At 39.5% G+C, this 17984-nt stretch carries 20 protein-coding genes and 1 pseudogene; 19 read left to right on the plus strand and 2 right to left on the minus strand.

Annotation, left to right across the window (positions count from 1 at the left end):
• Nucleotides 1-202 precede the first annotated feature (202 nt).
• The gene (locus ACFQ19_RS10995) at nucleotides 203-547 is read left to right on the plus strand and encodes an ArsR/SmtB family transcription factor (RefSeq protein WP_379592129.1); all 345 of its coding nucleotides are present in this window, start codon (nucleotides 203-205) and stop codon (nucleotides 545-547) included.
• A 40-nt stretch (nucleotides 548-587) separates the two neighbouring features.
• On the opposite strand, the gene ACFQ19_RS11000 is transcribed toward ACFQ19_RS10995, so the two are convergent.
• Nucleotides 588-1412: a MerR family transcriptional regulator gene (locus ACFQ19_RS11000; RefSeq protein ID WP_379592130.1), complete on the minus strand. Its 825-nt coding sequence runs from the start codon at nucleotides 1410-1412 to the stop codon at nucleotides 588-590.
• A gap of 99 nt (nucleotides 1413-1511) precedes the next feature.
• On the opposite strand from ACFQ19_RS11000, the gene ACFQ19_RS11005 reads away from it, so the two are divergent.
• The 6 genes from ACFQ19_RS11005 (at nucleotide 1512) to ACFQ19_RS11030 (ending at nucleotide 5410) form a co-directional block, all read left to right on the plus strand.
• Nucleotides 1512-1946 (plus strand): small multi-drug export protein, encoded by a 435-nt coding sequence (locus tag ACFQ19_RS11005; protein WP_080873533.1) that lies wholly within the window; start codon nucleotides 1512-1514, stop codon nucleotides 1944-1946.
• 168 nt (nucleotides 1947-2114) lie between these two features.
• Entirely contained in the window at nucleotides 2115-2999 is an 885-nt protein-coding gene (locus ACFQ19_RS11010) for an Rpn family recombination-promoting nuclease/putative transposase (RefSeq protein ID WP_379592131.1), read from the plus strand.
• Nucleotides 3000-3306: 307 nt separating this feature from the next.
• Nucleotides 3307-3729, plus strand: a complete 423-nt coding sequence (gene tnpA / locus ACFQ19_RS11015) for an IS200/IS605 family transposase (RefSeq protein WP_379592132.1) — start codon at nucleotides 3307-3309, stop codon at nucleotides 3727-3729.
• Nucleotides 3730-3796: 67 nt separating this feature from the next.
• Nucleotides 3797-3982, plus strand: coding sequence for a zinc ribbon domain-containing protein (locus tag ACFQ19_RS11020; RefSeq protein ID WP_379592181.1), 186 nt, complete (start codon nucleotides 3797-3799; stop codon nucleotides 3980-3982).
• A 186-nt stretch (nucleotides 3983-4168) separates the two neighbouring features.
• The gene (locus tag ACFQ19_RS11025) at nucleotides 4169-5065 is read left to right on the plus strand and encodes an NAD(P)/FAD-dependent oxidoreductase (protein WP_379592133.1); all 897 of its coding nucleotides are present in this window, start codon (nucleotides 4169-4171) and stop codon (nucleotides 5063-5065) included.
• Nucleotides 5066-5086: 21 nt separating this feature from the next.
• Nucleotides 5087-5410 carry a DUF4870 domain-containing protein gene (locus tag ACFQ19_RS11030; RefSeq protein ID WP_379592134.1) on the plus strand — a complete coding sequence of 108 codons (324 nt, stop codon included), beginning with the start codon at nucleotides 5087-5089 and terminating at the stop codon, nucleotides 5408-5410.
• A 202-nt stretch (nucleotides 5411-5612) separates the two neighbouring features.
• Here ACFQ19_RS11030 and ACFQ19_RS11035 read toward each other — a convergent pair whose 3' ends face one another.
• Nucleotides 5613-6218 carry a TetR/AcrR family transcriptional regulator gene (locus ACFQ19_RS11035; protein WP_379592135.1) on the minus strand — a complete coding sequence of 202 codons (606 nt, stop codon included), beginning with the start codon at nucleotides 6216-6218 and terminating at the stop codon, nucleotides 5613-5615.
• 188 nt (nucleotides 6219-6406) lie between these two features.
• Between ACFQ19_RS11035 and ACFQ19_RS11040 the strand changes: the two genes are divergently transcribed.
• The 12 genes and pseudogenes from ACFQ19_RS11040 (at nucleotide 6407) to ACFQ19_RS11095 (ending at nucleotide 17945) form a co-directional block, all read left to right on the plus strand.
• Nucleotides 6407-7144 (plus strand): SDR family NAD(P)-dependent oxidoreductase, encoded by a 738-nt coding sequence (locus ACFQ19_RS11040; protein WP_379592136.1) that lies wholly within the window; start codon nucleotides 6407-6409, stop codon nucleotides 7142-7144.
• 55 nt (nucleotides 7145-7199) lie between these two features.
• Nucleotides 7200-7970: an SDR family NAD(P)-dependent oxidoreductase gene (locus ACFQ19_RS11045; RefSeq protein ID WP_379592137.1), complete on the plus strand. Its 771-nt coding sequence runs from the start codon at nucleotides 7200-7202 to the stop codon at nucleotides 7968-7970.
• Between the two features lie 76 nt (nucleotides 7971-8046).
• A pseudogene (gene pqqA, locus ACFQ19_RS11050) lies at nucleotides 8047-8208 on the plus strand (pyrroloquinoline quinone precursor peptide PqqA); the annotation flags it as partial.
• A complete protein-coding gene (locus ACFQ19_RS11055) occupies nucleotides 8192-8944 on the plus strand; it encodes a prepilin peptidase (RefSeq protein ID WP_379592138.1) in 753 nt (250 codons plus the stop codon). The pseudogene pqqA and the gene ACFQ19_RS11055, both read left to right, overlap by 17 nt.
• 372 nt (nucleotides 8945-9316) lie before the next feature.
• Nucleotides 9317-10945: a VanW family protein gene (locus ACFQ19_RS11060; protein WP_379592139.1), complete on the plus strand. Its 1629-nt coding sequence runs from the start codon at nucleotides 9317-9319 to the stop codon at nucleotides 10943-10945.
• A 46-nt stretch (nucleotides 10946-10991) separates the two neighbouring features.
• On the plus strand, nucleotides 10992-12647 hold the full coding sequence (locus ACFQ19_RS11065) for a GspE/PulE family protein (protein WP_379592140.1): 1656 nt from the start codon (nucleotides 10992-10994) through the stop codon (nucleotides 12645-12647).
• 11 nt (nucleotides 12648-12658) lie between these two features.
• Nucleotides 12659-13702 carry a type IV pilus twitching motility protein PilT gene (locus ACFQ19_RS11070; RefSeq protein WP_379592141.1) on the plus strand — a complete coding sequence of 348 codons (1044 nt, stop codon included), beginning with the start codon at nucleotides 12659-12661 and terminating at the stop codon, nucleotides 13700-13702.
• Nucleotides 13702-14913: a type II secretion system F family protein gene (locus ACFQ19_RS11075; protein ID WP_379592142.1), complete on the plus strand. Its 1212-nt coding sequence runs from the start codon at nucleotides 13702-13704 to the stop codon at nucleotides 14911-14913. The genes ACFQ19_RS11070 and ACFQ19_RS11075 overlap by 1 nt, the downstream gene beginning before the upstream one ends.
• Before the next feature lie 105 nt (nucleotides 14914-15018).
• Entirely contained in the window at nucleotides 15019-15453 is a 435-nt protein-coding gene (locus ACFQ19_RS11080) for a type II secretion system protein (protein ID WP_379592143.1), read from the plus strand.
• Nucleotides 15454-15618: 165 nt separating this feature from the next.
• Nucleotides 15619-16623 carry a type IV pilus biogenesis protein PilM gene (gene pilM, locus ACFQ19_RS11085; protein WP_379592144.1) on the plus strand — a complete coding sequence of 335 codons (1005 nt, stop codon included), beginning with the start codon at nucleotides 15619-15621 and terminating at the stop codon, nucleotides 16621-16623.
• Nucleotides 16607-17224: a hypothetical protein gene (locus tag ACFQ19_RS11090; RefSeq protein ID WP_379592145.1), complete on the plus strand. Its 618-nt coding sequence runs from the start codon at nucleotides 16607-16609 to the stop codon at nucleotides 17222-17224. The genes pilM and ACFQ19_RS11090 overlap by 17 nt, the downstream gene beginning before the upstream one ends.
• Complete coding sequence (locus tag ACFQ19_RS11095) at nucleotides 17199-17945, plus strand: hypothetical protein (RefSeq protein ID WP_379592146.1); 747 nt, start codon at nucleotides 17199-17201, stop codon at nucleotides 17943-17945. The genes ACFQ19_RS11090 and ACFQ19_RS11095 overlap by 26 nt, the downstream gene beginning before the upstream one ends.
• The last annotated feature ends 39 nt before the right edge of the window (nucleotides 17946-17984 follow it).

Consider the following 17984-nt stretch of genomic DNA (forward strand, 5'->3'; position numbering starts at 1 on the left):
CCTTCTTATTAGTTTAAACATTTAAACCATTAAACTAGTAATAAATAATAGAGGAATTCTAAAAAAATGTCAACTCGTAAATTTAAAGGAAGCTTCCAAATTATTAAAAAAAGCTAGTATAAGACAATGTTGTTGACTCATTTCAAATTTAATGGTTTAATAATTTAGACAATTGAACTAATTAAATGAATCGAGGATATATATGAAAACAAATAAAATAGAAAACTTAAAATATGAATTGGAGGAAGTAAAGGATCTTCTCATTGCTTTAGGAGATGAAAAACGTCAAATTATCATTATTGCTTTACTGAATGACCATGCTTGCAATGGTCTGCGTGTTAATGATTTAACGGAAGAAACCAAGCTGTCACGGCCGGCGGTATCTCATCATTTAAAAATACTGAAACAAATCGGTATCGTGGCTATACGCAGGGAGGGGACAAAGAATTATTATTACCTTTCTAACACAGTGCCGGAGATGGAGAAGTTGAGAGATTTGCTGAATAATGTTTTGGAAGTAATGGATGGAAGGGATGAGGAAAGATAAATATGTTTCAAGTGCAATTTGGCTGGTACTTGAAATATATTTATTTTTCTTCTACTTGAATCATTATCTTTATGACGTAGTTTGCTTTTACCTCCAAGCTGATTCCATCCATTAGATATAAGTACTCTTCAAAGCTGTCGCCACAAATACGGTATCCTTTCTTATCCAGATAAGCTTTTATTTTATCATATGTTTTATACGTATTTAGGTAGCTCCCTTTATGGTAGCCAACGACATACTTTCCAGCTTTTGTATGGTATGTTTCCGTTAAATGAAGCGAGTTTTCACGCAAAAAGAAGTGGGAATAATTTAAGTAATCCTCAGTCTCTATTTGTTCCTGGCGAATGAGAGCTCCCCAATTTTCAACATTGATTTCGCCTTGCTTCACATATTTCATAAAAGCTATTATCATTTTTGTAATATCTTTATGCGAGTAATTTAAAATATTTTCACTTAATACAATCTGTTCCATTTCCATATCCGTAATGGTAAATTGATCAAGGTCTAACTGTAAGGCCCTTTCCGTTTGCTTTTTCTGATTTGAAATCAGCTGTTGTGTTCGCTGTAATTTCTGGATTTTCTTATCTACCAATTTCTCTTTTTCTGTTAATAAATCAGTAATCTTTTTCGGATTCTTAGATTGTAAAAAGTCTTTAATTTCTGCTAAAGACATTCCAATTTCCTTTAACATGTCAATCAAGCTATAAGCCTCAGCTTGCTGAATGGAATAAAAACGATAACCATTTTCGTTTTTATATTCTGGCTCCAGCAGGCCAATATCATCATAGTGGAAAAGTGTTTGCTTTTTGACATTACATAATGCTGCAAATTCTCCTGTTGTCATCAGTTTGTTAGAAGCGTCCATTTTTCACCAACTTTTCACTTGAGTATATGGTAACCATATACTTTATATTCTAATATAGAAAATAAAAAATGTCATGCGAAATAAGTGAGGGATTGGTTTATGTTAAATTATTTGAGTTTAGCTGCTACAGCTTGGTTTATCGGTTTTTTTCCGATGACTGAAATATATATTGCGGTTCCAGTTACGATGGCAATGGGACTGGATACAGTTTCCTCAATTGTCTGGTCAAGTATAGGGAATTTTCTGCCAGTTCCTTTGATTGCCTTCTTTTATTCACTGCTTGCGAAGTCGAAACGTATTAAGAAATGGATGGATAAATTAGCGGAAAGCAAATATAAAAAACGCATTGAAAAACAAGGTCCGCTTGTTGTCCTGCTTATTACCCCTATTGTCGGCTCATGGGCAATGGCAGTAATTGCTAATGGAGTTGGCATGAATAAAATAAATTTATTCCTGTCTGCAGGAGGCAGTATTTTATTATACGGTATTATACTAGCTGTTTTAACACATTATGGAATTGATTTTGTGAGTTAAAAAACAGAAAATAAAAGTGTTGGAACATTATTTTCTAACTATAGGATTAAAAGGCGCCATTATGCAGCGTCTTTTAATATATGTATTGGTATGTGTTTCAAAATAATACTGGCTTTATTTTTAAATGATTGGTAAAATAAAGATAATTCAACGAAAGGAAGTGTTCTATTGTTTACAGCACCTGTTATATTCGAAGAAAAAGCAGATTACATGAAACATGATCGGCTGACGAAAAAGCTGATACAAGAATTTTTTGAAGAATTTATCGAAGGATTTTTCCCCGACCTTCACCCCTACATTGATTTCTCCAATGTCACATTCCTTGAACAGGAAGTCTACCTGGACTACATCGAAGGCTCCAAAAAGGAAATGGACGTACTTGCAGAAGTAAAGTTGCATCACGAGGATAAAATTCTCCATATTCACACCGAAGCACAATCCACCCATGAAGCAAATTTCCCTGAAAGAATGTTTCTCTACTTTGCTTACCTCTATGCAAAACACCGCAAACCAATTCAACCTATCGCCGTTTTGAGTTATAATAGGAAACAAGAAGAACCGACGCAATTCAAAGTCGATACACCAACCCAAGAAGTACTTCAATTTAACTTTTTACAATTACAATTAAGAAAGAAAAACTGGAAAGAATATATTCAATCAGACAACCCGGCTGCAGCAGCGTTGCTTAGTCAGATGGGCTATGAAGAACACGAGCGTGTCCAAGTAAAGCTGGAATTTCTGCGTATGATTACTCGGATGACAATCAATCCGGCGCAAATGGAGTTCCTTTATGGTTATTTCGAGACTTATTTAACACTAAACAAAAAGGAGGAGGAACAAATGATGGAGAAAATGGAAAACTTGCCGGAAGAGGAAAAAGAAATGGTCATGCAGCTGCCGAATTCTTATTTTGAGAGAGGAAAGCAAGAAGGGATAAAAAAGAGGAATCAGGAAGTAGCTTTGAAACTGATAGCAAGAGGTATGTCAGCCAGTGATATTGCAGAGATTACAGACTTAAGTAAAGCAGAAATTAAAAAGCTTGCTAGTGAGTGAACTTCAAGTAACCAAATTCCCTGCTCGCTAATTTGAAATCAATTTTGATATTTTACTTGATAAAATAACAGAAATAAGAGGCACTAAATTCCTCGTTTTTCTTTCTTGATAAAGCTCCGTGATTGCTTTATTGAGAAGCTCGGAATACGCGCGACTTTAGTCGTGTAGATGAATCGGCTTCGGTTGTGATATCGTTTCAGCTATGTTAAACAACCAACATATGTTTAAATAAATTATCGTATATGTCCCCTTTAAAATTACGTTTTAACAATGGCATATGTTAAAATGTATGTAGAGGTGACTTTGTATGTCTGAAGTATATTATGGACGTGGGTATGTCTATTCGATTCAATACCATTTGGTTTGGTGCGTGAAGTATCGTCAGGATATTCTGTATGGAAAAATCGATACGGACGTTAAAAACTTGTTACAACAAATAGCTGACGATCATGACGTTAAAATAGTTGAAATGGAATCAGATAAAGATTATATTCACTTACTTATTGCATGTAAACCACAACATTATATTCCTAACCTGGTGAAGGCTTTTAAGGGCGTGTCTGCCAGATTCTTATTCAAGGATCATCCTGAACTAAAGAAACGTCTGTGGGGAGGTCACTTATGGAATCCCAGCTACTTTGTAGCCACTGTTAGCGAAAACACAGAAGAACAGATACGGACGTATATTGAAAACCAAAAAAAGCGGGATAGAAGCGTTGATTCAACATAAGGCTTACCAATTCAGATTGTATCCTGACGAAGAAAAAATTTTTATCTCTAGAACAATTGGTTGTTCAATGATAAAAATAGATAGATGGTTCCCGTCCAGTCAAATTTGTTCAGAATGCGGACATCAAGATGGCAAGAAACCTCTCCATATCCGACATTGGACATGTCCTCATTGTCATACGCACCATGACAGAGATGTAAACGCCAGCAAAAATATTTTAGCGGAGAGATTACGAATAAAACCCCTCGTGTAAAAATAATAAGAACCGCAGGAACTGCGGAGATAGCTTGGTAAATAAGAGAAACCGCTGTGAGTAAAGAAATATGCTTTCAAGTAAACGCTATTCCCAAGAATCTCGTGATTTCAGTCATGAGAGGTTCAAAGTGAATGCACTGTTACGAAACGTCATCCTGCAATAAGTAAGAAGGAGGAAATCATTATGTTGTATGATTGCGCAGTTATAGGAGGAGGGCCTGCCGGATTAAATGCGTCCCTTATTCTAGGTAGGGGAAGGCAGCAAGTTATTTTATTTGATGACGATACGCCCCGTAATGCTGTCACCCAGGAATCGCATAATTTTATTTCCAGAGACGGGGTTCATCCTGCCGAATTTAAAAAAGCATCTTATGAAGATTTAAATAAATATCCAACGATTTCCGTTCAAAGGAACCACGTGGTTGATATTGTTCCGACTGCTTCTTATTTTCAAATTCAAACAGAGAAAGGGCAGCAGTATGAAGCACAAAGGATTATTTTGACAACGGGATTAAAAGATATCCTTCCAGAGATAGAAGGCATGCATCAGTTTTACGGAACGAGTCTGTTTGGATGTCCATATTGTGATGGATGGGAGCTGAAAGATCTTCCATTAGTCTATATTGCTGCATATCCGCATGCCTTTAATAGTATTAAAATGGTTTCCAATTGGAGTAAGGACATTGTCGTTTGTACGAATGGGAAAGAAACCATTTCCCCGCAGGAAAAAGCTATTTTATCTCAAAAGAATATCCAAGTGATAGAAGACGAGATTTTGCGTTTGCAAGGAGAAGGCGGCCAATTAAAAAGCATTCAATTTAAGAATGGAAACGAGCTCCATCGCCAAGCCGGGTTTATTTCGTATAAATTACAACAGGCTGCCCCTTTTGCCGGTCGTCTGGATTTAGAATCCAATGGCATGGGCGGGATTAAAATAGACCCTTACGGCCGTACGAGCAGGAAGGGTGTATATGCTGCAGGAGATAATGCCGGTGGTCTGCCTCAGCAAATTGTTGCAGCGGCTGAGGGAAGCAAAGCCGCAATAAGCGTACTTAGTGACCATGTGGCTGAAACCTTTTAATTTTTTGAGGGAGCTTTTCATATGGAAGGAAATAAATTACTATCATCTTTATGTTATTTCAGTATCTTTTTCGCACCATTCTTATTTCCAATTTTGGTCTGGATTCTCGGAGATGAAGAAACGAAAGCACATGCGAAAAAGGCCTTATGGACACACCTGATTCCTATTCTCGCTACCATCCTGGCAGGGACAATTATCCTGTTAATGAGTCTCGGAAAAATCGGGCAGGGTGATCCGGGCGGTATGCTGTTCATAACAACCATTATTGCGATAGTCGTCTGTGTTATCATTGATATCTATTATTTCATTTGGAATATCGTGAAAGGCATAAAGGTGTTAAGCTAAAGAAGAAATGGAAATGCTTGTATGTAAGTAAATACGATAAGGTTTTCGATTTCCATAGTCTAAAAAAGGGAGCAGTGTTCATATAAACTGTTCCCTTTTTTAGTGCTGTATATTCTAATATATCTTTTCATTAGAGGCAACAATCACAGAAGATATATTAGAATTTACTTCCAAAAAACAAATGAATGACGATTACAGTTGCTTATTCTTCTCCGATATATCTAATGGAGTAAATATGTGTCTTCGATAATTGCACGACTTCTTGAATAAATTCTTCTTGGCTTACTTGAAAATCGCTATGTATCCAATCTTTAAGCAGCCCCCAAAAACCAAACGCCGTATAATTTGTAAAATAATCCATATTCACTGGAAGATCGTTAATGGTTTCAAATATAAAGTGATTTTTATAGATTTTTTGTATGGTTTGTGGAAACCCTAAATGCAAGCCCGGTAATGTATCGTCGATATTAATGAGTTCAAAAAAATCTCTATTTTTATAAATATAGGAAATAATATTGAAATGGGATGCATTCAAGTAGGTTGTGTAAACTTTGCGGCCAGGTTTATAGGCTTTGCCAACGGACGCTTCCAGCCCGTCTAACATAGAAGTAAGTAAATCCTCCGCCAGTGTTTCCTTGTCTTGATAATGGATATAAAATGTACTGCGATTATACGCAGCCATATCAACAATGTCCTTTACAGTAACCGAGTGGTATCCTTTCTCCTTAATAAGCGTCATGAATGCTAGCATAAAATGCTTTTTCGTCCGGTTTTTCCGCACCGATAATATCTGTTGGTTATTGTCCATAAAATCCCTCCATTATTTCAACATTTTTATTTCAAATGTCTAATTAATAGACATTTTCCGTTTTTTATATGATTGTAGTATGTTTCAAAAGAATAGTACAATTTAATTATAACAAAATAATGCAAAATTGAAATTTGACTACATTTTTGAAAGTAGCAGAAGCTTTTATCACGAAGGAGGTAAAAAAGATGGGGAAATTACAAGATCAAGTCGCTATCATTACTGGCGGTGTGTCTGGTATTGGAGCGGAAACAGCACGCTTATTTATTTCAGAAGGAGCAAAGGTGGTCGTTGTTGATTTAAATGAAGATAAAGGAAAAGCCCTTGAAAAGGAACTGCAAGCACTTCATGCCGAAGCTCTTTTTATCAAAGCAGATATTACAAGTGAAGAAGAGGTTGCGAATATTTTTAAACAAACCGTAGAAACCTTTGGCAAAGTAGATGTTGTCTTTAACAACGCTGGGATTGGCGCGATTCAATCTACACATGATTTAGATTATGCGGATTGGCGTAAAACCGTCAATGTAGACTTGGATGGTGTATTTTTAGTCGCTCGTGAATCCATTCGAGAAATGCTAAAAACCGGCGGAGGCACTATCATCAATACGGCATCGATGTATGGCTGGGTCGGATCACCAGGATCTGCAGCATATAACGCAGCAAAAGGCGGCGTAATCAATTTAACTCGTTCTCTTGCATTGGAGTATGCAGAACAAAACATCCGTATCAATGCATTATGCCCAGGTTATATTGATACGCCGATTATCCCGGAAGAAAGCAAACAGGTTCTAGCAGAATCCACCCCGTTAAAACGTCTGGGTACATCAGAAGAAATGGCCAAAGCTGTTTTATTCTTAGCTTCGGATGATTCTTCCTTTATGACTGGCAATAGCTTGACCGTTGATGGTGGATATACGGCGCAATAAGTAGCGGCCAAGGAGCGACATTTGTTTAAAATAAATTAAATTTGGAGGAGATTCTATGACATTTCCAGTTTTACAAGATAAAGTAGCGATTGTAACCGGTTCTGCAATGGGGATGGGGCTTGCAACAGCCAAACTCTTTGCAGATGCAAAGGCGAAAGTCGTTGTTGCAGATTTTAACGAAGAAAAAGGACGAGAAGCAGTTGCTGAAATTGAAGCCAGTGGCGGTATTGCTCACTTTATAAAAGTAGATATTTCTAAATCTGAGCAAGTACAGGCGATGGTTGCAGAAACGGTTGAAAAATTTGGACGTCTTGATGTAGCGGTTAATAATGCTGCCTTAACACCTGACAATGCACCGGCAGCTGCGTTTGATGAAGATTATTGGGATAAACTGATCTCCATTGATTTGACTGGAACAGCGTTATGTATGAAATACGAATTACAGCAATTGATCAAACAAGGAGAGGGCGGAAGTATTGTCAACATTTCTTCCGTCAGCGGTTATCGTCCACAGCCGAATAATATCGCTTATGTTGCTGCTAAACATGGCGTGGTTGGTATGACAAAAGTGGCTGCATTAGAAAACGGAGATCAAAATATCCGTGTCAACACCGTTGCGCCGGGAGCAATTGATACACCAATGCTAAGAGGAGCATTAGAGGAAACAGGACAAACAGAAGAAGAATTTGCTCCGCAGCTTAGCCTTTTAGGTCGATTTGGCCAAGCCAGAGAAATTGCTGAAGCAAGTCTTTGGTTAGCATCTGATCAAGCTTCTTATATCACAGGAACAGTGATACATGCGGATGCAGGATATACCAGCCGTTAAACAGTTCAAACGAAAATGTGAAAAAGACGATATAATACCTGGCTATTGATTTTTATACATGTCGTACAGTCAATAGCCTTCCTTTATTGAAATTAGTGTGGCAATGGAGATCACTTCACAAAGCTGTTTGCTGAAAAAACAAATAGCTTATTTGAGTGAAAATTGCTATAATAAAATGGTTAATTCTTTTTGCCTAATTATAAATGAAGGGAGGTCTTTGGTTGGGGGTATTTTATAGTCTTTTTTTCTTTTTATTTGGAGCAGTATTTGGTTCTTTTTACAATGTAGTCGGTTTACGCTCGCCGAGAGGAGAAACATTTACAACGGACAGATCCTATTGTCCGCATTGTAAAAAAACATTGCATTGGTATGAACTGCTTCCGATAGCTTCTTATCTTGTACAAAATGGAAAATGTCGGAAGTGTCAGGATCCTATTTCTCCATTATATCCGATTATTGAATGTAGTACAGGTGTTTTATTCCTGCTTAGTTATTGGATGTTTGGTTTTGATTGGGAATTACTTACAGCTATGTTGTTCATATCGATGTTGATGATTATTTTGGTTTCCGATATCCGTTATATGCTAATTGAAAACAAAATTTTATTATTTTTTCTGCCATTATTTATTATGATGCGAATCCTTTCTCCTTTGGACCCTTGGTGGTCCTCGGCTGCGGGGGCAGTTCTTGCAAGTGTTTTACTTGCTCTTATTATTATTGTAAGCCGTGGCGGTATGGGTGCGGGGGATATGAAGTTATTCTTTGTTTTAGGAATTGTGTTGGGAACAGGGAAGGTAATCCTTGCTTTCTTTTTAGCAGCTTTTCTTGGAGCGGTGATTGGTATGTTGCTGATCGCATGCAAATGGATGGAAAGAAAGCAACCGGTTCCATTTGGACCGTATATTGTAGTTGGTGCATTCATCGCATATTTTTATGGTGATGGGATTATCAGCTGGTATATTGGATTATTATAAAATCCTGCATAATAATCCAATATTTCGTTTTATTATAGAAAATTGTCGAATTTTAAAGATTTTTGCTTTAATTTGAACTAAAAATAATTTTTGGAAAAGTATATTGACTTACTTATTTAGTATTGGTACTATTTATTGAGATAGTAAATGAATATCCGTTGAAAATGACTAGATAAGTAATAAGATTTTAATATTACGCGGATTATTATGAGACGAATAGCATGAATCTTCTAATATACGATTCTCTCGTTCTTCCTATCTTGGATAGCATTCGAAAATAGCTTTTTGTCATTTTGTTTTCAACCAAAGATGTTACTGTTCATTTCTCCGTATAGAATACAGGAGAGAAACGGAAGGCTGGTGAAAGTTTACATGTATTGGTTTAAAAGAAGAACAGGCATATGTTTGATTATGGTCATTACATTTGTATTGTTCGGTGTTCCGTCTGTAGTGATGGCTGGTAAGGTTTCGGACGGATCCTCCATTGGCAGTGTTTCCTTGGAAAATCTGACAATAGAAGAAGCAGAGGAAAAGATGGAGGAAGTTGTTACCAGCTGGCAAAACGGAGTACCATTACTAGCAGAGAATGCGTACGAAACAATTGAAATACCGCGATCGGTATTTCATTTTGATGTGGAGTCCTCTATGAATCAATTAGAAGATAGGATGGCCAGAAGCTGGACCAATTTTTTTAAAAAGCCTCAAAATGTGCAGCAGAGACTCTTGGTAAGTATTTCAGAGGAACAATTAGAAACATTAAATTTGCCAGAACGGATAGACATAGATCAAACGATGGATAAAGCGTTGATTCAGGCAAAAAATTTATCCGAAAAGACGATTCCGCTTACATATATGGATGAGGAAAATATCGAACAGGAAGATATTGCTGCAGTGAATTTAGATATTTCCGATATGTCTCCTGCGATGGTCCGGCTTATAGCTCAAAACATAGATGGCAGACTGCTGGAGTCGGACCAGATATTTTCTTTATTGGATGACATCGATTCCGTGAATGGATTAGAAAATGAAGCGGGAGAATTAAGTTTTGTGGCCTCAGGCCTTTATCAATTAGCATTGCAATCCAATATGGAAATCATCGAGCGCCATGCGCAAAGCCATATTGCCGGTTATGCTGAAGCTGGCTTGGATGCTGAAGTCAGCCTGGAGGAAGAGATGGACTTACAATTGTATAATCCTGGCGACTCCGCTTACACCCTGCAGGCGGATGTAGAAAACAACATGCTGCAATTGTCATTACAAGCGATGGTTGCTGAATCGGAATTTGAATATTCGATTGAGAATAGAAGAGAAATTGCTCCGAGAAAAGTATATCGATACAACAGTAATTTAGCTGATGGAGAGGAGCATATAGTACAGCAGGGCCAATCCGGAATCAGCGTGGAAGTATATCGTATTTCCAAAGAACAAGGTAATACGGTAACCGGCAAAGATTTGGTAGGACAGGATTTTTACCCGCCGACTCCTGAAGTTGTTGAGGTTGCTGTGTCTGATCCAGATGAAGAGATAGAAGAGGTGATAATAGGGGAAGAAGAATACCCGGATTCAGAGGATACGGATGATGCCATGGATCGGATATATTCCGATTTCATACAATCGGAACAGCTCTGTGAAGAAGGGGAAGAAGCATGTATAGAAGCCGTAGAATCCTTGGAACAGGAGCCGGAAAGCAGTTTGTATGCACTTCTGTTATACCGTCTGCTTTTAGAAATGACGGCGGAAGAGCATCTGTCGGATGAACTGTACATACCGGAAGAGGGGACAGAGGAAGAAGAAATAATGGAGGAAGGAACAACGGAAGAAGATGGGCGACAAGTGGAGGAATCGGAAGCAGAACTTCCTGTGGAGCAGTTTGAGGAAAACATTGAAAAAATGCCTCCAGAGGAAGAAATAGATAAGGAGTCCGAAACAGAGGACACAGAAGGAACGGAAAAAGAGAAACCAGAAGAGGACACGGAAGAAGAGTCAGACTGTGTGAAATAGGCATTGTAATCATGCGCTACACGAAAAAAATGAGGTGGAACAGGTTTTGGCCAGGAAACGATTAGGAGATTTACTTGTTGAATCCAATTTAATTACCAATGAACAGCTTACCGCGACATTGGAAAGCAAACGTACGGAGGAAAAGCTGGGAGATGCACTGTTACGAGAGGGATATATTACCGAACAACAGTTAATTGAAGTTCTTGAGATGCAGCTGGGTATCCCGCATATCAATATTTTGCAGTATCCGGTCGAACAAGAGGTTATCCAGCTCGTTCCCAGGGAGTTGGCAAAACGGCATCAAGTGCTGCCGTTTCGCGTAAATGGAAATAAATTATTTGTTGCTATGGCAGATCCGATGGATTACTTTGCCATTGAAGAGATTCGGATGGCAACAGGATTTCAAATCGTTCCCGGGATTGCGACCAAGGATGCGCTTTTTCAAATGATTACGAAATGTTATGACTTACAGGAGTCTATTGATCAAGTATTGGATGATTATCAGCAGGATGATGTAATAGAAGATTACGGGTTGGCTGATGAAGATTCGCCAGTTGTCCGGATGGTTAATCAGATTATTGCCAATGCTGTAGCGCAGCGGGCGAGCGACATTCATTTTGACCCGCAGGAAACAGAAATACGCGTGCGTTACCGCGTAGACGGTATGTTAAAAACAGAGCGGACCTTACCGAAATATATGCAAAATACCCTGCTTGCCAGGATTAAAATCATGGGAAATTTAAATATCACCGAAAACCGACTGCCACAAGATGGAAGAGTCAAGATGGATATCCATTTTAAACCGGTTGATATCCGGTTATCCAGTCTGCCTTCTGTCTACGGCGAAAAAATCGTGATGCGGATACTTGATTTAGGGTCTTCGCTGGGGCAATTGAATAAATTAGGTTTTTCAGCTGATAACTATGCCAAGGTTACAGGGATGATTGGCAAACCGAACGGGATGATTCTTGTTACCGGTCCGACCGGTTCCGGGAAGTCAGCCACCTTGTATGCAGCTCTGAACGAATTAAACAAAGAAGAAGTAAATATTATTACGATTGAAGATCCCGTTGAATATCAGCTGCAAGGTATTAATCAAGTACAGGTAAAAGAAGAAATTGGCATGACTTTTTCCGGCGGCCTGCGTTCGATTTTACGTCAGGACCCTGATATTGTCATGATCGGTGAAATACGGGACCAAGAAACGGCACAAATTGCTGTTCGCGGATCTTTGACTGGACATTTAGTATTAAGTACACTGCATACAAATAATTCGGTTGCAGCATTAACCAGATTAATAGATATGGGAGTGGAAACTTTTCTGATTACCTCTTCTTTAACGGGAATTATTGCTCAACGGCTGGTCAGACGGGTGTGCAGGGATTGTGCTGAACAAGTGGACCCGTCCGAACATGAATTGGAACTATTTCATCAAGCAAATATCCATGTTCATCAATATCAACGAGGTACCGGATGCCCTAACTGCAATATGACAGGATATAGAGGAAGAATTGCTATTCAGGAAGTACTGGAAATAGATGATCAGATCAATCGGCTTGTGATGAACGAAGCTGGTTTTGTTGAAATCTATGAATATGTCAAACAAACGGGTATGACATTTTTAATGGATGATGGATTGGAAAAAGCGGCTGATGGTCTGACTACTGTAGAAGAAGTATTGCGTGTGACTTCAATAGATTAGGAGGAGAGACAATGGATGATATGATTGACCAATTATTAGAAACGGCTTGCAGAAAAAAAGCTTCTGACCTGCATATCACAGCAGGATCTCCGCCTATTTTACGAATCAACGGCACGATGCAGCCTGAAGGACAAATCCCGCTCACAAAAGAAGAAACAGAAGCGATGGCAAAGAAAATTACTGGAGATACAGGATGGAAACAGTTTATATCAAAAGGGGAACTGGACATTGCTTATCGGATAGAAAATGTATCGAGGTTTCGTGTCAATGTCTACCGTCAACGTCAGCAAGTGGGGATTGTTTTCCGTGTCATCCCGAGCAAAATACCGTCGTTAGACCAGTTAAATATGCCGCTGGTTTTGCAGGAGATTGCTGAGAAGCCACAAGGGCTGTTTCTGGTGACTGGGCCGACTGGGTCCGGGAAGTCTACTACACTGGCAGCGATGATAGATTACGTGAATAAGCACGCATCGAAACACATTATCACGCTGGAGGATCCGATTGAATATGAGCATCTGCATCATCGATCAATTGTGAATCAAAGGCAAGTCGGTGTAGATACAGACGGGTTCGCGAGTGGTCTTCGAGCAGCGCTCCGCCAGGATCCTGATGTCATTTTAGTTGGAGAAATGCGTGATCATGAGACGATTTCTACAGCTATTACGGCTGCGGAAACCGGCCATCTCGTGTTAGCTACGTTACATACAAGCAGTGCTGTACAGACAATCAATCGAATTATTGATGTATTTCCGCCTTATCAGCAAGGCCAAATTCGTACGCAATTATCTATGGTACTGGCAGGTATTTTATCGCAGCGGCTGATAAAGACGATGGATGGAAAAAGCAGAGTAGCAGCAACGGAAGTGCTTATCAATATGCCTTCGATTGCAAACTTAATCCGTAATGAAAAAGTTGAACAGATTGATAATGTGCTGCAGACCAGCCGTGCTGAAGGAATGCATACCCTGGAAGCCTCATTGCATGCGCTCACGACAAGCGGAAGAATCCATCCGGAGCATGCTGCTGGTTTTGCAACAGGCATTGGTGGTTTTTGATGGCATTGTATAAGTATGTCGGGCGTACCGAAAAAGGAAAGTTAAAAAAGGGAACGGTAGAGGGCGCAACCAAAAATCAGGCCCTTGCGGCATTGCGTGAAAAACGGATTCGTCCGCGGGAATTAACTGAAACGAAAGCGAATCTATTTAATAAGGATTTAGCTATTGGCGGAAAAAAAGTAAAAAATGAAGATTTTGTTGTCTATTGTCGTCAATTTGCAACGTTAATCAGAGCGGGGATTTCCATTGTTGATGCTACGAATATCTTAGCGCAGCAAACCGATAGTAAAGGATTACATAAAGTGTTGCTGGAAGTGGAAGCCGATATCCGGGAGGGACACGCGTTTTCAGAAGCTGCATCGAAACACCCTAAAGCTTTTCCGGCTCTTTTTATCAACATGGTGCGTGCCGGGGAAGTTTCTGGAGATATGGATGCGACGCTTGATCGGCTGGCCAATCATTTTGAAAAACAACATGCCATTATGAAGAAAGTTAAATCCACGCTTAGTTATCCTGCTGTACTGCTTGTGGTCATTATAGGCGTTGTTATTTTCTTGATGGTTTCCATTGTTCCGCAAATTGTTTCTTCTTTTGAACAATTTGGAGCAGAATTACCTGCCATTACCAAGATGGTCATGGCAATGAGTGATTTTATGGTTCATTCCTGGTATATCATTATTTTCTTATCGCTGGGTCTGATTGGTCTGCTGATAGCATTGTTTAAAAAGAGCCCTGCATTCCAGCATGCCTTTTATGTTGGTGTACTGAAAATGCCTGTATTCGGAAAATTGATTCAGAAAACTGCGATTGCTCAAATGACGCGGACGTTATCATCCTTATTTGCAAGCTCCGTCCCTATATTACAAGCGTTGACTATTGTTGAAAAAGTGGCTGGCAACTCTGTTATACGTAAAGTCATCAGGTCATCTTATGAAAATTTAGAAGAGGGAAAGCCGCTTTCGGCTCCCATCATGGAGAGCTGGGTATTTCCGCCGCTTGTCGGACAAATGATAGCCATTGGCGAACAGACGGGACAGTTGGATTACATGCTGGCAAAGGTCGCTGATTTTTATGAAGAGGATGTGGAGCGGACGGTGGATACACTCAAATCATTGATTGAACCGATGATGATTATACTTTTGGCTTGTATCGTCGGGTTTATCGTTATTGCGGTGATGCTGCCGATGTTCTCCATTTTTGAGCAGATGTAGAAAAAGGTACTTGAGGAGGTGAGGCTGGAGTAAACGGAAGAGGCGAATGTGTAAGTATTTGTTGAGGATCAATCATACGGAGTACATGATTTGGAGGAGAAAAAAATGAAAAAAGCACTTATAAGATGGATGGAAAGACTAAAAAAAGATGAACGTGGAATGACGCTGGTTGAACTGCTTGCAGTAGTAGTTATTTTAGCAATTGTCGGGGTTATTGCGTTCGTGGCAATCGGGAATGTTATTGATAATTCCAGGGAAGATGCACATATTGCGAATGCGCAGCAAGTCATCTCTGCAGGAGAGCTGTATGAAGCCAGCGGGGGAGAGGTAGGAAGTTCTCCTTCGAATGATTATAGTAATATGAACACAATCGAAGAAGTTATCGACCCTTGGGATAACAGCAATTCAGACGGCTTGAGTGTATTTTCCATAAGCAAACAAAGTGGCGAAATACTGGTGGAGTCAAGTCAGAGCCAATGTACGTTTGGAGCAAGTACAAAAGCGGAATTAGCTGATCAAGGCCGGGATATTTGTGATTAAGCTGTAAAACATAATGTATTCTCAGCGCAAGCGGCAAGCTGCGCTGAGAATGCTTGTCATGATACAAGCAATTCTTTCCACGATGCCGTCATAATAGCTGGCGGCATGGTGAAAAGGATGGCTTGCTAATCTTCCTTATAACGTAACAAAGCAGAGGTGTTTGAAATGTTTTCCTTAACAAAATCCAAAAAAATGATTCATATCTCGATAAAAGATTATGCCATACGTCTGGTGGAAACCAATGGACGTGATATTTCCCTGGTTAAATTTGTAGAAGAAAGAGTACTCCCTGCCGGCATCATAGAGCAGGGGAAAATAATAGATGAAATAGCATTCTATGAATTTATGAAAACGACTGTCAAAGAACTGCGAATTAAAAATCGGCAAGTGCGTTTTAATGTGCCTGACCCGATTGTGATTATGCGGCAAGCAGAGGTTCCGTCCAAATTGAAAGCGAAGGAAGAAATTCGAGAATATCTGCAAATGGAAATTGGAAAACATATTCACCTGCCATTTTCCGACCCGATTATTGATTTGATTGATCCGGAACAGCGTGAAACAGAACAGATTTATTTTTTTGCCGCCCCGGGAGAAGAGTTAAGGAAGTATACAGAAATATTTGCAGACGCTGATTTAAAGCCAATTGCGGCCGATGTCGGGATCCTTGGGGATTACCGTTATTTTGAACATATGGATCAAGTTCAGGAAGACCGTGTCTATCTCATCATTGAATGTAATGTCACATCGGTTCATTTAGGGATATTTCATAAACATCAGCTGGAATTTTTACGCTATCAGGATCTGGATTTGGATTTAATACGGCCGGAGCAGGACTGGGAAATGCAAAGGCATGCCTGGACATATGTGCAGGATGAGGAAACAGTTGCGGAAGTGATGCAGGATCAAGTGAACGAATTGGAACGGGTTATGAATTTTTATCGATTCTCTCTGCATAAAGGAGAAAAAAGCGTTACCGATATGGTTTTATTAGGAGACTATCCTGCATTGCACACCATTTATAAATCAATGCGAAATCGATTTGAAGGGGTTTCTGTTACTCGCTTGCAGGAACGGTGGACGCCGGCGATAGGAGAACAAATCGATACGGTATTTATCCCTGCCTTTGGTCTGGCGCTTAGAGGAGGTAAGAAAGATGCTTCCAGAAGTTGATTTACTGCCTAAATACGAACGAGGCGAATCGATATTATTTAAGGTATTTATTGCTGGATTGATTCTTTGCGTTCTGCTGTTTGCGGTACTAGGCTACTTTTATTTTTCAACAAAAGCGACATTGGCAGATACCGAGGAAAGCGTAAATGCACTGACGCAAGAACGAGACATTCTCTCTGCTGAAATAAATAATTTGGAATCGGAGCAGACAACAGCGTTCGATCAGGCGATTGTTTTTGTCGAAAATTATGATTCTCCAACGTCTCTATTCGTTGATGCATTTATCACCTTATTACCGGAAAACGGTTATGTCCGCGAATATGCATATGATTATGATTCTGTCACCGTCGAAACGGAATTTGAGACAATGTCGGATGCATCTGCCTATATTGGACATTTGAATGATTCAGCTTATATGAACAATGTGGAAATGGATTATATGGAAACATTTACACTTGAAGAAGAGGCAGAAGAAACCGAACTGCAGAACGATATGTACGATGTTGTTCCCCGCTACCGTGTCTCGTACTCGTTACAAGTCGATCATCAAAGCTTAGCAGGAGAGGAAGAAAACGATGAAACAGCTATTTCAGGAGAATAGAAATGCATTCCTGCTCATTTTGATTCTGTTGTTTGTCCTGAGTTTTACGACTTACTTTTTCTTTGTCCGGCCATTAGCTGCAGATTTGCAAGACGCTGCGAGCCAAGAAGCATCGATACAAAATGAAATTGCCGAGTTAGAAGCCAGGGAAGAACAGCTGGAGATGGATACTGCGGAAGAAAATAAGGAAGCGGAAAAGCTGAAGCAGGAGCAAATCATTCCAGATACGGCGGAACTTGAATCTTTTCTTCTTACTTTAAATGAAATAGAGTTGCTCAGTAACAGCCGGATTAATGAAATGTCATTCGGGTATGACGGAGAAGTGCCAGAGCGTGAAGTGTCAGAAGAGCAAGAGGAAGAAGGAGCAACAGAGGAAGAAGCTGAAGACAAGCAGAATACGGAAGAATCAGAAGCGTCTGAAGCAGTGGAAGCAGCAGAAGAAGAGACGAAGAATGCCAATGAGGAACAGAATCAGGTCATCGACATGACAGAAACTCCTGCAGGATTACAACCGATTATTGTTACATTACAGATACAATCCCCTGATTATGAACAGTTTCAAATGTTTCTGCAAGAAATTGAAAAACAAGAAAGAGCGATGTTCGTGACAAATTTAGAATTTGAAAAACCGGCAGAACGGGAGCTGGTGATAGAAGAAAGCAGCGAAACCATGACGGCTACCGTTGATATTACAACGTTTTATTATGAAGGAGAAGAATAAGTTGATAGCCTTTGGTCAATGCGATTTAGGATAGGGAAG

This window comes from Oceanobacillus locisalsi (assembly GCF_042675985.1).
Lineage (GTDB): Bacteria > Bacillota > Bacilli > Bacillales > Amphibacillaceae > Oceanobacillus > Oceanobacillus locisalsi.

Bases quoted from the DNA above. Each gene is read 5' to 3' on its own strand.
- ACFQ19_RS11080 (WP_379592143.1), top strand. From the start codon at position 15,019: ATGAAAAAAGCACTTATAAGATGGATGGAAAGACTAAAAAAAGATGAA.
- ACFQ19_RS11005 (WP_080873533.1), top strand. From the start codon at position 1,512: ATGTTAAATTATTTGAGTTTAGCTGCTACAGCTTGGTTTATCGGTTTT.
- ACFQ19_RS11030 (WP_379592134.1), top strand. From the start codon at position 5,087: ATGGAAGGAAATAAATTACTATCATCTTTATGTTATTTCAGTATCTTT.
- ACFQ19_RS11020 (WP_379592181.1), top strand. From the start codon at position 3,797: ATGATAAAAATAGATAGATGGTTCCCGTCCAGTCAAATTTGTTCAGAA.
- ACFQ19_RS10995 (WP_379592129.1), top strand. From the start codon at position 203: ATGAAAACAAATAAAATAGAAAACTTAAAATATGAATTGGAGGAAGTA.
- ACFQ19_RS11040 (WP_379592136.1), top strand. From the start codon at position 6,407: ATGGGGAAATTACAAGATCAAGTCGCTATCATTACTGGCGGTGTGTCT.
- ACFQ19_RS11075 (WP_379592142.1), top strand. From the start codon at position 13,702: ATGGCATTGTATAAGTATGTCGGGCGTACCGAAAAAGGAAAGTTAAAA.
- ACFQ19_RS11035 (WP_379592135.1), bottom strand. From the start codon at position 6,218: ATGGACAATAACCAACAGATATTATCGGTGCGGAAAAACCGGACGAAA.
- ACFQ19_RS11095 (WP_379592146.1), top strand. From the start codon at position 17,199: ATGAAACAGCTATTTCAGGAGAATAGAAATGCATTCCTGCTCATTTTG.
- tnpA (WP_379592132.1), top strand. From the start codon at position 3,307: ATGTCTGAAGTATATTATGGACGTGGGTATGTCTATTCGATTCAATAC.
- ACFQ19_RS11025 (WP_379592133.1), top strand. From the start codon at position 4,169: ATGTTGTATGATTGCGCAGTTATAGGAGGAGGGCCTGCCGGATTAAAT.
- ACFQ19_RS11090 (WP_379592145.1), top strand. From the start codon at position 16,607: ATGCTTCCAGAAGTTGATTTACTGCCTAAATACGAACGAGGCGAATCG.
- ACFQ19_RS11045 (WP_379592137.1), top strand. From the start codon at position 7,200: ATGACATTTCCAGTTTTACAAGATAAAGTAGCGATTGTAACCGGTTCT.
- pilM (WP_379592144.1), top strand. From the start codon at position 15,619: ATGTTTTCCTTAACAAAATCCAAAAAAATGATTCATATCTCGATAAAA.
- ACFQ19_RS11000 (WP_379592130.1), bottom strand. From the start codon at position 1,412: ATGGACGCTTCTAACAAACTGATGACAACAGGAGAATTTGCAGCATTA.
- ACFQ19_RS11070 (WP_379592141.1), top strand. From the start codon at position 12,659: ATGGATGATATGATTGACCAATTATTAGAAACGGCTTGCAGAAAAAAA.
- ACFQ19_RS11060 (WP_379592139.1), top strand. From the start codon at position 9,317: ATGTATTGGTTTAAAAGAAGAACAGGCATATGTTTGATTATGGTCATT.